Genomic DNA, 14,754 nt, shown 5'->3' with positions numbered 1-14,754 from the left:
CATTAGACAAGAATATTTTCTAGAACTAGCGGATGCAACGCGTTTGTTTTATCAATAAAAATAAATCCATCATATCGCAGCCCCATTTTCGATGGGACGTAATTACCATATTGTTCGTATTCCGGCCGGTAAACCACACCAATTGCTCTATGCCCAATCGTTGTTGTAAATTCATTACGGTTCTGATCAGTAAATATCAAATATTTATTTACAGCCCCTGTCTTATGCATAAGTGATTCCCAGCTTCCGAGTTGGGCGGGAGGTACCTCCGTTTTTTGAAAGTCAACTCCCCATTCGGTGGAGGCAATTACCGTACCGCTATATGTACCAAACCCTACAATAAAAACATTTTTGGCACCGTTTTCTTCTCTTATTAGTTGTCCGACATTCACCATTCCTTCATCCTTCATGTCAGTTGCCCGGGCATCACCTACATGTGTATTATGCTCCCATATGATTACCTTTGCGTCATCACCATAAAATCTTCGTACTGAGTTGAGTGCTTCAACCATATGCCTGTCTCGAACATTCCATGACTTAGAATCACTAATGACCATTGTCCGATAATATTCCTCTGCATTTGCAGTAACGATGGCATTTACCTCCATATTCAAGCTGTTTTCCTGATCGTCATCGAATTTCCATTTGTTTTTCCGGATGGATGCGAGAAGTTCAAGTGCTTCCTTCGTACAATTCTCAGAGAGGTATCCGGCTGAAACAGCATACGATTCATGATTGCGATTAAAGGGCTCAAAGCAAGAAAATGCTTTTTTGGCCTCCTTAAGGCTGGGTGAATTGGTCCTTTCTAAATAATGAACAATTTCATCCATACTTTCCCAAAGACTATACACATCCAAACCATAAAAACCGACTTTTTGGGCTCTTTTATTATGGTGATTATAGTCTTTTAACCATTCAATGAGCCCAATGATTTCTTGGTTAGCCCACATCCAGGTTGGCCATCTATTAAAATCCTCGAGCACCTCTCTAATGTCTTGTGATGATTGGTTAAATCCTTTAATGTATCGATTGATGCTTTGGCAGGAAGGCCAATCGCCTTCAACGGCAATAAAAGAAAACCCTTTTTCCTTGATTAGTCTTTTTGTTAACTCTGCTCGAAGTGTATAAAACTCTGATGTGCCGTGAGAAGATTCACCCAGTAGGACGAAACTTTTATCACCAATAGCGGCTATTAATGGGTCAAGATCATCAATTGTTTCAAAAGGTTTTGCGTAGGTATTAATAGCTTTAATCATAGGTTAGAGCATTCCTTTCCATTAGGACTCAATTTTCTATAATATCCCCTGTATCTCATTGACCTAAATACCCAATAATTCACATTTTTGACACAAGTAGTCCGTAAATTCAAAAAATTCCGTGTTATAATTTAGTTGTAAGGGATAGAATAAAAGTTAACATCTTAGGAGGCTCAACCATACGTGTTCGTTCCGTTCGTGAACGAGTAGTAAGGTATAAGGTTATTCCTTTACAAGCATTTGGAAGGTGGAGCGATTGTCACACCTCTATGGAAAGGCTAAATCCTAAAACTAAATCCTTTCATAATAGGTATCTATGTATTCCATTGCAACCTTATCAAAGGAAAAAGTTAAAGATTTATCGATATGAAATAATATTGAATCTTTTCCAAAAAGGATGAATTGCCAAGAAGCCTAGAAACCCAAATGATGGAATAATGAGTCTCAGTCTGTGTCAAACCGAGAATTTGTTTCTTTTAGGAATTTGAATTCCATTAATTCCATGTGAATTAATTCCTTCAACGGAACAAACACTCATCGGGGATAGGTAAAGGTTTCCATTTAGATTGATAAGATCGCTAAAAGGGAATTCATTTAATTATCTATCAGCTGATGTCATGGTTGGGTCCCCTAAGGTGTTAATAAAATTAAGGAGTTACTTCATTAGTTGAAGTAGCTTCTTTTTCATTCTGGGAGTATAGAAATAAAGAAGCATTTTATTATAAATAGTACTGATCATTCGTTATAATAAAGGTAGTAAATTATTTTTGAAAGGGGCAAGATAATGTCGGGAACACAGGAATTAAATTTAATTCAACAGCAGGAAGCGATTATGGCGAAAATTCAACATCGGAGATTAACAAAGAGAAAGATCCTGCAACGCATTTTATTAATCACGCTAGGTGCCACACTGATGGCTGTGGGCTTAGAAATATTCCTCGTCCCCAACAATGTAATTGACGGTGGAATCACTGGGATTTCCATTATGCTTTCGTATGTTACAGGTTGGAAATTAGGGATATTCCTCTTTATTCTTAATATACCTTTTTTCTTTATTGGGTATAAACAAATAGGGAAAACCTTCGCATTATCAACCCTTTATGGGATTCTCATCCTTTCTATTGGAACTACTCTACTCCATCCAGTCCCAGCTTTTACACAGGATATTCTCCTTGCGACAGTTTTTGGAGGAATTGTGCTAGGTATAGGGGTAGGCATAGTGATTCGCTACGGTGGGTCATTGGACGGTACCGAAATTTTAGCGATTCTTTTTAATAATAAGCTTCCTTTTTCCGTCGGAGAAATTATTATGTTCTTTAATCTTTTTATCCTCGGGTGTGCCGGTTTTGTGTTTACCTGGGACCGTGCAATGTATTCGCTTATTGCCTATTTTGTTGCTTACAAAACGATTGATATTACCATTACTGGCCTTGATGAATCTAAATCTGTTTGGATCATTAGTGACAATGCTAAGCAAATTGGTGATGCTATCATGAATCGTCTGGGTCGAGGTGTCACATATATCAATGGTGAGGGCGCATATTCAGGTGATGATAAAAAAGTCATCTTTTGCGTTATCAATCGTCTTGAAGAAGCAAAATTGAAGGAAATTGTTACTGAAAATGATGACAGTGCCTTTCTAGCTGTTGCGGATATCGCTGAGGTACGTGGAGGCAGATTTAAGAAAAAAGACATCCATTAGAAGCTGGGAAACCTCGGCTTCTTTTTTGCGGAACTTTGTCTTTATAGTAGAAATTGGACGTAAATTGGCAATTTGTCGTTATGGGGCTAAAACGGGGGAAAATCACGATTAGTTTGGTGTGTTTCTTGTATTTTCATGTCGGTTAATGCTGAAATTCCTGAGTTGACGAATGGTACTTTTGTCGTACCTTGCGCTTACCTCGGAAATAATTTTGCAAAAAATGAATTATTTCCAAAAAAAATGGCAGGAGCTTTACCTTTCCTGCCATTTTTTTTATAAAGTAAATCTCTCAGAATAAAAGCTCAAACACTTCATTTAGCTCGTGAGCCCTTTTTTCATCTTGCTCTTCTTTTGCATAGTTAATTTCTTTCGGCAGCATTCTATTTAAAAATGCAATTTCTTTTTGGTTCAAATCTCGAACAAAGGATCCTTCGGAGGCATAATGACCTTCCGATAGTTTGCGGTAAATATGCCTGCCTTCGGAATGGTCATCAGTGTAATTTGACAAAGTTTCTCTTAAGTAGCCCAAAGTTTTATCCAAGGTTTTCACCTATCCTTTCATCACATATTTTTCAACGAGATTTCTTTAATATACATGCGAAAGTTAGGAAATAGGAGGCCAGTAAAAAAGCCTCTGATAAACACACTTAAGAGTGAGGCTTGTAATAAACAATTAAGATTTCGAACATGTGATGATTCGATAGCTTAAAATATCCTGGTATTTTAAGACAATATTTCCATGTTCATTTAATATTTGGAAAAGTTCAGGTTCAAAATTTTTGGAGAAATTGAACTCTGCTGTATTGTTCCCAAGACTGATAGCGGTGTTTTCGATTTTTAGAACAATATCTTGGAATCCTGTTTTCTCTAATAACTTTCTCCAATCATCCTCCATTAATAATGAATCTAAAGCATAAAATTTCATGATTTCAGCTTCTTCATCCTGACTTAGCTTTGTGTTTATCGTCATTTCGTTTGCAATAAAACGTCCCCCTTTTTTTAAGACTCGATAAAATTCTCTTAGTGCGGTCGGTTTATTAACAAAAGCTAAAACGGATTCAGATAAAATAAAGTCAAAGCTATTGTCTTTAAAGGGAAGTTTCTCAACAGACCCTGGGATTAACTGAATGGGTAAATTTAATGATTGAAAGCGCCTTCTTGCCTTATCTATCATAATTGGATTGATTTCAAGTCCTACTACCATTGCCTTATATTGCTGATATAAATATGCTGCTGTTTGTCCAGTGCCGCAGCCTGCATCTAAAATGCGGGATTTGTTTGTAATGTTTTCACCAGACAGTATGTTTTTTGTTAATGGGATACCACCTGGATGGGCCCCACCCACGCCAAATTTGGCCAAGAAGTCAATATAGGTTAAACCTCCCATAAATAAAGACACCACCTCAATGATCTTTTAGCATTTTATGATAACTATTGGAGAGTGGTTCTTTCTAAATAGTGATCCGAAAAAACAAGTAACAATAGAAATATTATGTAAACAAATAATTGACCATTAAAACATTTATCACTCAAAAACTTACCAGCAAATAACAAATTATGTTTAGTTTCCTTCTAATATTTTAAGCGATTACGCGCAAATTAATGAAATGGAAGGGGGAGATTCCTTTCCATTTCAACATGAAGGAGTGCTATGGATGAAAAATATAAAAGTTCAGCCGTTTTTCAATATGTTTGGAAGAAAACGAAAAAGTAGAGGAGCTATGTGGGCATCTCTATTAGGCATTGGTATAAGTGCTGCTGTTTTTGGAGTGACAAAGGGAAAACGTAAGGACCTTGCACTTCCTTTTCAAAATATGGTAAAAAACTTTACGCCAAAAACAAATCTTAATTTAATGGATAATCATGCGATAACTGAATTTTCGGAAGAACTATTGATGAGTGCATTAAATAAAGATAATAAACGTTAAAAAAAGTCCGCATATTGCGGACTTTTTTTAATATGGGGGATTAGGAATTTTCCTTGGTGAGTAGCTAATATTCTCGGAAGAATAAACTGTTATGATTAACAAATTTCCTAGTGTCCGTGCTCTGATTAATATTGGTTGGTTATAGTTATTCTTAAATTCAAAATCGGGACCATACCAACTTACTGTTGCGTCTCGTCCTGGAGGAATATAGGGAACTTTTCTGGTATGAGAAAAACGCTCCAGAATCTTGATCCCAGCATTGTCAATCGCATTATAGAGAGTGGAGGAGACCTGGCATATACCTCCGCCAATGTCTTCTGAGAACTCTCCCTTCACAATAACAGGAGCCCGCTGGTAACCTTTGGCAGCTGTCCGTTTACCTACCACTTTATTAAAAGAAAACCTTTCACCAGGAAAAACAACATGATTATTTATGGCCTTTGTTGCTAACTGAATATTGTTAGACCTTTTTTTGTTGCGAGAATTAAAAGAAGTGACATAGCGCCCAATTCGCATGCTGCGAATTTCACCAAGTAATTCACTATCCACCTTTGGATAAACCGTAAGAATAGGTAATTCCAAATTTTTCTTTCTAGAACCAAAAAAATAGGCATAGAATTGTTCAGTAAAGGCCTGGCGATGGATTCGAGTACCTGGTCGTTCGGGTATAATAACCCCAAACTGATCTAGGCTGGCGTTTTCAGGTGCAACAGAAAATTGTTTATCCAGTTGGTCTAAAAACTGATTGAATTTTTGAGAATTTAATAATGGCAAACCAGTTTGAGTTAGAGCAAAATCATCTCGATTCATAGTGGCCACGGTTTGACCATCCTTAGTAATAGGTAAACTATCGGGTGAATTTCCCTGTTGGACCATCAGGAAAAGTCCCAATATCAAAGTCTTAAACATAACCAGCAACCCCCCTTATAATAATATTAGTCGAACTATGCAAAATCATGTAACAACAAAGAAACAGTTATCCAAATTTTTTATTTTTACTGAAAAGAATGTAGAAATATAGTATATTTATAGATGATAACAATAGAATAGAAAAGTGCTAGCAGATTGTTAGTGGACAAATAGGAGTGTTTATCTTGGCTGAAAACGAAAGAATTCAATTAAACGTAAGAATTACGAAGGAAACTTCCTTGCTGTTGGACGAAATTGTTGAGTATTATCAGCAAGGATTGAAGCTGGGTAGAATTTATAAAGGAGATGTACTAACAGATATTATCGAAAAATCGCATGAAGTAATGAATAAACAGAAAAGATCATTTACTAAAAGGTTTTAATAAACCAAGGTCAGGAAATGTCTGTTGCAGGATGACGGTATTGGTTTGACTTTTCTTGACCCACTCTTTTTCTTAACAGGATCAGATAATTTTTTAAAATTTGTTCTATTAGACTCCCCACTATACTAAATGTTATAGAATATTTAGAAATTAATTTGAATATTTAATATTTACAGGTATAATTAAAGGTACAACATACCAACTGGTTAGTATGGGGAAGGGAGTGGAAATATTGGATTTTTCATATTCTCAAAGAGTGAAAGAGTTGCAGGAAAAATTAACAGCCTTTATGGAAGCAAATGTTTATCCCAATGAGCGTATTTACGAGCAGCAACTAAATGAACAAGAAAGCCGTTGGGGTGCGGTGCCGCCGATTATGGAGGAACTGAAGGAAAAAGCAAAGGCGGAAGGGCTCTGGAACTTATTTTTACCAGAAAGTGAAATGGGTGCCGGATTAACTAATCAGGAATATGCTCCTTTATGTGAAATTATGGGAAGGTCTCTTATAGGTCCAGAGGTATTTAACTGTAGTGCGCCTGACACGGGAAACATGGAAGTTATCGTACGCTATGGGACAGAGAAGCATAAAGAACAATGGTTAAGGCCGTTGTTAGCAGGTGAAATTCGTTCGTGTTTTTCGATGACAGAACCTGCGGTTGCTTCATCAGATGCGACTAACATCGAAGCCAGGATCGAAAGAGATGGCGATGAGTACGTTATTAATGGTCGGAAATGGTGGTCATCTGGTGCAGGTGATCCTCGTTGCAAGATTGCGATTGTTATGGGGAAAACAGATCCGTCGGCCAACCGTCATGAACAACAGTCGATGATTCTCGTTCCACTTGATTCCCCAGGTGTGAAAATTGAACGGATGCTCCCTGTATTCGGCTATGATCATGCCCCGCATGGACACGGAGAAATTACCTATGAAAATGTGCGCGTACCGGTCGAAAATATCCTTTGGGGAGAAGGGAAAGGGTTCGCAATTGCGCAAGGGAGATTAGGGCCTGGAAGAATACATCATTGTATGAGATTAATTGGCGCAGCTGAACGAGCGCTTGAGGAATTATGTAAGCGTGTTCAGGAAAGGACTGCTTTTGGAAAACTATTAGCACAGCAAGGGGTAATTGGTGAATGGATTGCAGATTCTAGGATCGAAATTGAACAGGCAAGACTGCTTACCTTAAAAGCTGCATTTATGATGGATACGGTTGGCAATAAAGAAGCAAAAGCAGAGATTGCAATGATTAAAGTGGTCGCACCATCAATGGCATTACGTGTGCTTGACCGCGCCATTCAAGCACTGGGTGCTGCAGGAGTTTCAAACGATTTTACACTTGCTGCCCAATGGGCAAACGCAAGAACATTAAGATTAGCAGATGGACCTGATGAAGTCCATCGTGCACAGGTTGCCAAGCTAGAATTGAGAAAATATCAATAGAATTTAAACTTGAAGAGGCTGAGAACTATGAGATTACTAGGGAAAACAGCAATAATTACGGGCGGAGGGGGCGGTATTGGCCGCTCCACCGCGCTCCGCTTTGCAAAAGAAGGAGCAAGGGTTGCCGTAGCAGATATCGATTCCGCAATTGGGGAAGAAACAGTTCGTTTAATAAAAGAAGAGGGCGGTGAAGCAATATTTGTCAAAACAGATGTAACCGATTCTAAACAAATAAAGGCATTAATTAACACCACCACCAGCACATTTGGCGCTTTACATATCTTGTTCAACAATGCTGGTGTCGGTAATTCCGAAGTACGTAGTGTTGATTTATCTGAAGAAGAATGGGATCGGGTAATTGACATTAATTTAAAAGGTGTTTTCCTTGGAATAAAATACGCAGTACCTGAATTTATTAAAGCGGGAGGCGGAGCAATTATTAACACATCTAGTTTGCTCGGCTTAAAAGGACAGAAATATGTGTCTGCATACAATGCATCTAAAGCTGGGGTTGTCATGTTGACACAAAATGCATCCCTTGAATATGGGAAATACAATATCAGGGTCAATGCGATTGCACCAGGTGTAATTGACACGCCAATTATTGATCATTGGAAACAGGATGAGCGAAAATGGCCAATTATTTCACTAGCAAATGCACTAAGAAGAATTGGGACTCCAGATGAGGTTGCAAATGCGGTGTTATTTTTAGCTTCAGATGAAGCGTCTTTTATTACAGGTACAACCCTGTCTGTTGACGGGGGCGGCTTAGCATTTTAGATGCTCTATAGTAAATGGTAAAAAATCATTAGTGAGTTTATAACGCATTTTGGGAGGAAAATCGATGAGTGGTAAGAAAGCCTGGTTAGCCCATTATCCTGAAAGTATCGAAACAAATGTGACGATTCCAAATAAGACTTTAGGACAAATTCTTCAGGAGACCACGGAAAAATATCCTAATAATAATGCTCTATCCTTTTATGGAAGGAAATTTTCTTATCAGCAATTAAACTCGCTAGTTCATAACTTTACATCTGCTTTGCAGCAAAATCAGGTTCAAAAAGGCGACCGAGTTGCGATTATGCTCCCGAACTGTCCTCAATATGTTATTTCCTACTACGGAATTCTTACGGCTGGGGCGATTGTTACCCAAGTGAATCCAATGTCAGTCGAACGAGAGCTTGAGTATATACTGAAGGACTCCGGAGCGGAAACCATTGTAGTCCTCGATGCCCTCTACCCAAGGCTGAAAAGTGTTCAAGAACTTACCAACCTAAAGAATATCATTGTTGTCAGCATCCAGCCTTCAGGACATGAATTTGCCCCGGACAGAAGCTTTGAAAGCTTCTTATCGGAAAGTAACGGAAGCGTCCTCCCGATTGAAATGGACCCTCTGCATGATGTAGCCGTCCTACAATATACTGGTGGCACAACAGGAAGATCGAAAGGTGCGATGCTGACGCACCGAAATGTTCTTGCAAACGTGATTCAGTGTTACGAGTTCTTTAAAGAAGAAATGGAAATCGGAAACGAGCGTTTTCTAACGGTCATTCCACTCTTCCATGTTTTCGGGATGAGTTCTTGTATGAATTTTTCGATTTTTACAGCTTCTGAATCGATCATGCTTCCTCGGTTTGAATTAGAGGAAGTATTAAACACGATCAAAAATGAACAGCCTACTGTTTTTCCAGGTGTCCCAACCATGTATGTAGCGATTACAAGTCATCCTCGTGCCGAAGAATACGGGATTAACAGTATTAAAACGTGTAACAGCGGAAGCGCGCCAATGCCGCTTGAACTGCTCCGCAGCTTTGAAAAGAAAACAAGTTCTAAAATCTTAGAAGGTTATGGGTTATCAGAAGCCTCACCGACCACCCATTGCAACCCGCCATTTTCAGTACGCAAACCTGGAAGCGTTGGGATTGGCGTCCCATCCACTGAATACAAAATAGTGGATTTAGCAACAGGGACTGAAGCAGTGCCTGTTGGTGAACTAGGGGAAGTCATCATTAAGGGACCACAGATTATGAAGGGGTATTGGAATATGCCGGAAGAAACAGCAAATACCCTCCGTGACGGCTGGTTATACACGGGTGATATTGCCAAGGTAGACGAGGATGGTTATCTATACATCATTGATCGCAAAAAAGATTTAATCATTGCCAGTGGATTCAATGTCTATCCGCGTGATATTGAAGAAGTCCTTTACGAACATCCAGCTGTACAAGAGGCGGTCTGTATTGGAGTTCCCGATCCGTATCGAGGAGAAGATGTGAAAGCCGTCATTGTACAAAAGGCTGGCAAAACCGTAACAGAAGAAGAAATAATCCAATATTGTAAGCAAAACTTGGCAGCCTATAAAGTACCGCGCAATGTCGAATTCCGCGATCAACTTCCAAAAACAAATGTTGGAAAAATTCTCCGTCGTGCCTTAAGGTACGAAGTGAAAAATAAATAAAAGCTTATAGATAGTTGAAGATGTTTCCGAAAATAGTATAGATAGTAGAAATCCTCGTTTGTGCTTATAGGGGTCTTATAGATTATGATATAATTCTCAATAGACATTTTTACAGAATGCGAGGACATAATGTGAAGGAAAAAATTACAGCTCAAAGCATCCGGCTTTTTGAAAAAAAAGGATTCACCGAGACGTCAATTCAAGACGTTGTGGATTCTCTTGGTGTGACAAAGGGTACATTCTACTATTACTTTTCGAGTAAGGAAGAATTGCTGATGGATATCCACCTCGGATATATAGATGGATTACTTTTTTACCAGGAGCAGATATTAAAAGATGCTTCGAAGTCTTGTAAGGAAAAATTATTTGAGATTGTTAATATGCTTATCACAAATATTTCCAGCCAAGGAGCGGCTGCAAAAATTTTCTTTAGAGAAATTAATAATTTAAGTTCAGAGCATATTGAATTAATTGTTCAAAAAAGAGATCAATTCCGTCTCAATATAGAAGTCCTGATTCGGACAGGAGTAGAAAAAGGTGAGTTCCGGCCTGAGTTAGATGTGCAGATTATTACCATGGGAATTCTTGGCATAACCAATTGGAGCTACCAATGGTTTAACCCAAACGGAAGGGTCTCTGACAGGGAAGTTGCAGAGATTTTTGTCGAAATGATTTTAAAGGGAATCCAAGTCAATTGAAGAAAGAATTGGGAAGAGGGTTTTTATGAAATTACCCTCTCTTTTTTCAAAGTGAATACCAACTGGTCAGTATTGTTTGAATTTTCTGAATTGAAAGGTGGAATCTGATGCCACACCAAATGAGTAAAGATACAATCCCTGTCCGAAAAGGGGAGGAATTGAACCTTCCTGTCCTTGAAAAGTTTTTACAAGAAAACATCGAAAAATTGCCAGGTGGTCCGCTTGAAATCTTACAATTTTCTGCAGGGCATTCTAATTTAACCTATCAAATAAAAAAGGGCAGTTGGGAAGCTGTATTAAGACGCCCACCTCTAGGACCTGTAGCACCGAAGGCTCACGATATGGAAAGGGAATTTAAAATTCTTTCAGAGTTGCATCCATTATTTTCAGTTGCTCCAAAGCCAATCCTTTTTTCTAATAATGAGTCGATCGTTGGCAGTCCCTTTTTCCTAATGGAAAGAAAGAATGGTCTTGTAATTGACACGTTTTTCCCTGATGGAGTTACAGTAACTGAAGATCACTGTCGGCACCTTTCGGAGGTAATGGTCAATAAACTTGTAGAATTGCATGCAATCGACTACAGACAGACGGGTCTTGCTGAAATCAGCAAGCCGGACGGGTTTATGGAAAGGCAGGTACATGGCTGGATTGGACGATATGAACGGGCGAAAACGGAGGAAATAGCTGTCGTTGAACAATTAAAACGATGGCTGGTAGAACAGACACCCAAAAAACACGAAGCGACGATCATACATTATGATTATAAATTCAATAATGCCATGTTTACTGAGGATCTAACCGATATGGTTGGCCTGTTTGATTGGGAGATGACCACATTAGGTGACCCGCTGGCAGATCTTGGGGTGGCCATGGGTTATTGGAATCAACGCGATGACTCTGAACTTTTGATTAAGGGGTTAGGTAAGGCGCCGATCACGGCTGTCCATGATGGATTTTTAACAAGGAATGAATGTATCGATCTTTATTCGAAAAAAAGCGGCCGGGATGTTTCTAACTTTAACTTTTATTTAACGTTTGCTTATTTTAAACTTGCTGTCATTGGTCAACAAATTTACTACCGCTATAAAAAAGGGCAAACCACTGATACACGATTTGCCAATTTTAATTATTTTGTAAAAAATTTAATTCTCCATGCAGCGAATGTTGCGGATGAAAGGGTTTAAAAGGGAGCTGGGTGCCAATGACTAAGATTCATCTTCTGATGAAGAAAGAAGACATTCGAGAAGAGAAAATTGCAGATGGAAATAAAATCGCGGTCGTCTTAGATATACTACTGGCAACAACCACAATTGTTTCAGCCTTAAAGGATGGCGCAAAGGAAGTCATTCCAGTTTTGCATAGCAAGGAAGCAATCGAACTTGCAAATCAGTACCAACAGGATGAATGTATTCTGGCTGGAGAACTAGATGCCAAACCGCTTGACGGGTTTGTTTATCCTAGTCCAACGTTAATCAGGGAATCCATTAATGGAAAAACGTTAATTTTATCCACCACAAATGGCACTGTGGCGTTAAGAAAATCATCTTCGGCGAATAAAGTATACATTGCATCTATGCTCAATAATCCTGCTGTTGCTAGTTCTCTTCAGAAAGTAAGTGAGGATCAAACCATTCTAATTATTTGTTCCGGAAATTCCGGGGAAATGAGTTTAGAAGATTTTTATGGTGCCGGCCACTTAATAGATTGTTTATTGAAAAATAGTGAATATGAATTAACAGATGCAGCGAAAACGGCCTTATATTTCTACCGGGGTCAAAAGGACGACTACGAGATTCTGCTAGATTCTTATGTTGGAAAACTTCTAGATAAATATAATCAACATTCTGACTTAAGGGTGGCTTCATCAAAAGGGATAACATCGATTGTACCTATATTAAAAGATGGAAAAGTCGTAGTCGAAACAATCTACTCTATATAAAGGGATTCAGAGATCGATGAGGTTTTCACAAACAAGTGCATTAATAACGGGGCAGGAAGCGGAATTTGCAGGGCGAAAGCTTTTTGGTTTTCAATAGATTACGAACCTAAACTGAAAGGAAGATGAATATGAGCCAAGGACATTTATTAATTGAAAAACTAGGTCCGGTGTTGTCTTTGACATTAAACCGTCCAGAAAGCCTAAATGCGTTTAGCCCCGAGATGATTTTCGGACTAAAGGATGCGCTTACTAACGCCCAAATGGATGAAGATATACAGGTGATTGTTATATCTGGAGCCGGTCGTTCCTTTAGTGCAGGCGGCGACGTCAAAACAATGGGGCAGGCAGACTCTAATCAAGTGTACGAGCATATCGGCAAGCTCAATGAGCTTATTTTATTGATGAAAGAAACAGAAAAGCCGATTATCGCCACTGTCCACGGTTTTGCCGCTGGGGCAGGGTTTAATTTGGCTCTGGCCTGTGATCTTATAGTAGCAGCGGAGGACAGTAAATTTGCCCTAAGCTTTTCACAGGTGGGTTTAATATCTGACGGGGGCGGCTCCTATTTACTTCCGAGATTAATTGGTCCGCATTTAGCGAAACAATTCTTCTTCACAGCAGAACCAATCCCTGCAGAGCGTCTTTATCAACTAGGGGTGATTAATTATTTAGTTCCATTAGAAAAGCTTCAAGAAGAAACTACGAAATTTGCCTTAGAATTGGCGCATGGTCCTGGCAAAGCGTTTGGAAAACAAAAGAAATTAATTGATCAATCGTTTACATCCACACTTGAGGAAATCCTCGAGCAGGAGCGGTTGTTACAGACGTTAATGGTGCAAACAGCTGACCACAAAGAAGGAATTACCGCTTTTAAGGAAAAAAGAAAACCAGCATTTAAAGGGAAATAGGAGATGAAAGTGATGAAAGCAGTTCGATTAACAGAATATGGTGGACCAGAAGTATTGAATCTAGTGGATATTGAAAAACCGGTTCCAACCGGTCATGAAGTTCTAATTGAAATAAAAGCGATTGGTGTTAACTACGCGGATACTGCACGGAGGGAAGGACAATATGTCGTAAAAACGCCGCTGCCTTTCATTCCTGGTGCTGAAATTGCGGGAGTGGTCGCTGCAGTTGGAGATCAAGTCACAAAAGTTAAGCCTGGTACAAGAATTGTCACCCTAATCGAATCAGGGGGCTACGCTGAATATGCGCTAGCAGATGAGCGTTCACTGATTCCGATTCCTGAACAATTAGATTTCCAAAATGCCGTTGCCCTTCCATTGCAAGGCTTAAGTGCTTATCATATTTTAAAAACAATGGGTCGTTTAGAAAAGGGAGAAAGCGTCCTTGTGCATGCAGCTGCAGGCGGGGTAGGAACAATTGCAGTTCAGCTAGCGAAATTGTTTGGGGCAGGAAAGGTCATTGCTACAGCAAGTTCAGCTGAAAAATTGGCGTTAGCACAAGAAATGGGCGCAGACGTACTAATTAACTATACAGAGCCAGACTGGGAACAGCAGGTTCTTGAAGCCACTGGCGGCAAAGGGGTAAATGTTGCGCTTGAAATGGTGGGCGGGGATGTTTTTAATAAAACCGTCAAATGTCTCGCCACATTTGGCCGCCTTGTTGTGTTTGGCGCTGCAAGCGGTGAGCAAAGCCGCCTCTATCCGTCATCACTGATGGCTAGAAATCAATCAGTTATCGGCTTTTTCTTACCGCAGATTATGAGGAAACCAGAATTACTGCAGCCAAGCTTAGTAGAGTTACTTACATACCTCGGTGCAGGAAAATTAAAGCTGACCATTGGCGGGGTATTCCCATTAGAGGATGCAGCAAAGGTCCATACTCTGCTGCAATCGCGAAAAACACAAGGGAAATTAATTTTAGTGCCTTAATGTTAAATAAATGTATGAAAGAGGTCTTGAAGTGATTCAAGCCTCTTTTTCTGTGGAGATATTAATAAAATATGAACAAACTATTAATTAGTAGAGAACAATTGTTTTTATGGTTGATATGCTTAAAATTTGAGATAAACTAAAT

Annotated in this window: 15 protein-coding genes; 11 read left to right on the top strand and 4 right to left on the bottom strand. The window is 39.1% G+C overall.

Annotated features, from left to right (window positions below):
* Positions 1-2: 2 nt before the first annotated feature.
* Complete coding sequence (locus AB7942_RS18980) at positions 3-1,256, bottom strand: erythromycin esterase family protein (protein WP_369448088.1); 1,254 nt, start codon at positions 1,254-1,256, stop codon at positions 3-5.
* Between the two features lie 832 nt (positions 1,257-2,088).
* Here AB7942_RS18980 and AB7942_RS18975 point away from each other — a divergent pair.
* On the top strand, positions 2,089-2,958 hold the full coding sequence (locus AB7942_RS18975; protein ID WP_483310888.1) for a YitT family protein: 870 nt from the start codon (positions 2,089-2,091) through the stop codon (positions 2,956-2,958).
* 289 nt (positions 2,959-3,247) lie between these two features.
* On the opposite strand, the gene AB7942_RS18970 is transcribed toward AB7942_RS18975, so the two are convergent.
* Together AB7942_RS18970 and AB7942_RS18965 are read right to left on the bottom strand one after the other, a co-directional pair.
* On the bottom strand, positions 3,248-3,499 hold the full coding sequence (locus tag AB7942_RS18970; protein ID WP_088090507.1) for a sigma-G-dependent sporulation-specific acid-soluble spore protein CsgA: 252 nt from the start codon (positions 3,497-3,499) through the stop codon (positions 3,248-3,250).
* Between the two features lie 132 nt (positions 3,500-3,631).
* On the bottom strand, positions 3,632-4,345 hold the full coding sequence (locus AB7942_RS18965) for a class I SAM-dependent methyltransferase (RefSeq protein WP_088088546.1): 714 nt from the start codon (positions 4,343-4,345) through the stop codon (positions 3,632-3,634).
* Between the two features lie 268 nt (positions 4,346-4,613).
* On the opposite strand from AB7942_RS18965, the gene AB7942_RS18960 reads away from it, so the two are divergent.
* A complete protein-coding gene (locus tag AB7942_RS18960; RefSeq protein WP_335718908.1) occupies positions 4,614-4,886 on the top strand; it encodes a hypothetical protein in 273 nt (90 codons plus the stop codon).
* 27 nt (positions 4,887-4,913) lie between these two features.
* On the opposite strand, the gene AB7942_RS18955 is transcribed toward AB7942_RS18960, so the two are convergent.
* The gene (locus AB7942_RS18955) at positions 4,914-5,795 is read right to left on the bottom strand and encodes a VanW family protein (RefSeq protein WP_369448086.1); all 882 of its coding nucleotides are present in this window, start codon (positions 5,793-5,795) and stop codon (positions 4,914-4,916) included.
* A gap of 185 nt (positions 5,796-5,980) precedes the next feature.
* Here AB7942_RS18955 and AB7942_RS18950 point away from each other — a divergent pair, with 185 nt between their 5' ends.
* From AB7942_RS18950 to AB7942_RS18910, 9 genes are all read left to right on the top strand, one after another.
* Positions 5,981-6,178 carry a hypothetical protein gene (locus tag AB7942_RS18950; RefSeq protein ID WP_066256390.1) on the top strand — a complete coding sequence of 66 codons (198 nt, stop codon included), beginning with the start codon at positions 5,981-5,983 and terminating at the stop codon, positions 6,176-6,178.
* A gap of 232 nt (positions 6,179-6,410) precedes the next feature.
* Positions 6,411-7,619, top strand: coding sequence for an acyl-CoA dehydrogenase family protein (locus AB7942_RS18945; RefSeq protein ID WP_369448085.1), 1,209 nt, complete (start codon positions 6,411-6,413; stop codon positions 7,617-7,619).
* Between the two features lie 27 nt (positions 7,620-7,646).
* Positions 7,647-8,399: an SDR family NAD(P)-dependent oxidoreductase gene (locus tag AB7942_RS18940; RefSeq protein ID WP_369448084.1), complete on the top strand. Its 753-nt coding sequence runs from the start codon at positions 7,647-7,649 to the stop codon at positions 8,397-8,399.
* A gap of 64 nt (positions 8,400-8,463) precedes the next feature.
* The gene (locus AB7942_RS18935) at positions 8,464-10,077 is read left to right on the top strand and encodes a long-chain-fatty-acid--CoA ligase (RefSeq protein WP_369448083.1); all 1,614 of its coding nucleotides are present in this window, start codon (positions 8,464-8,466) and stop codon (positions 10,075-10,077) included.
* Between the two features lie 131 nt (positions 10,078-10,208).
* Positions 10,209-10,775: a TetR/AcrR family transcriptional regulator gene (locus AB7942_RS18930; RefSeq protein ID WP_369448082.1), complete on the top strand. Its 567-nt coding sequence runs from the start codon at positions 10,209-10,211 to the stop codon at positions 10,773-10,775.
* Between the two features lie 107 nt (positions 10,776-10,882).
* Positions 10,883-11,959 carry a phosphotransferase family protein gene (locus AB7942_RS18925; RefSeq protein ID WP_369448081.1) on the top strand — a complete coding sequence of 359 codons (1,077 nt, stop codon included), beginning with the start codon at positions 10,883-10,885 and terminating at the stop codon, positions 11,957-11,959.
* 17 nt (positions 11,960-11,976) lie between these two features.
* Positions 11,977-12,714, top strand: a complete 738-nt coding sequence (locus AB7942_RS18920) for a 2-phosphosulfolactate phosphatase (RefSeq protein WP_335713414.1) — start codon at positions 11,977-11,979, stop codon at positions 12,712-12,714.
* Between the two features lie 128 nt (positions 12,715-12,842).
* On the top strand, positions 12,843-13,622 hold the full coding sequence (locus AB7942_RS18915; RefSeq protein ID WP_369448080.1) for an enoyl-CoA hydratase/isomerase family protein: 780 nt from the start codon (positions 12,843-12,845) through the stop codon (positions 13,620-13,622).
* A gap of 12 nt (positions 13,623-13,634) precedes the next feature.
* Positions 13,635-14,609: a quinone oxidoreductase family protein gene (locus AB7942_RS18910; protein ID WP_369448079.1), complete on the top strand. Its 975-nt coding sequence runs from the start codon at positions 13,635-13,637 to the stop codon at positions 14,607-14,609.
* The last annotated feature ends 145 nt before the right edge of the window (positions 14,610-14,754 follow it).

Source organism: Neobacillus sp. BF23-41 (assembly GCF_041106275.1).
The sequence above is the reverse complement of the archived record's forward strand: the minus strand, read 5'-3'. Positions and strand labels throughout refer to the sequence as shown.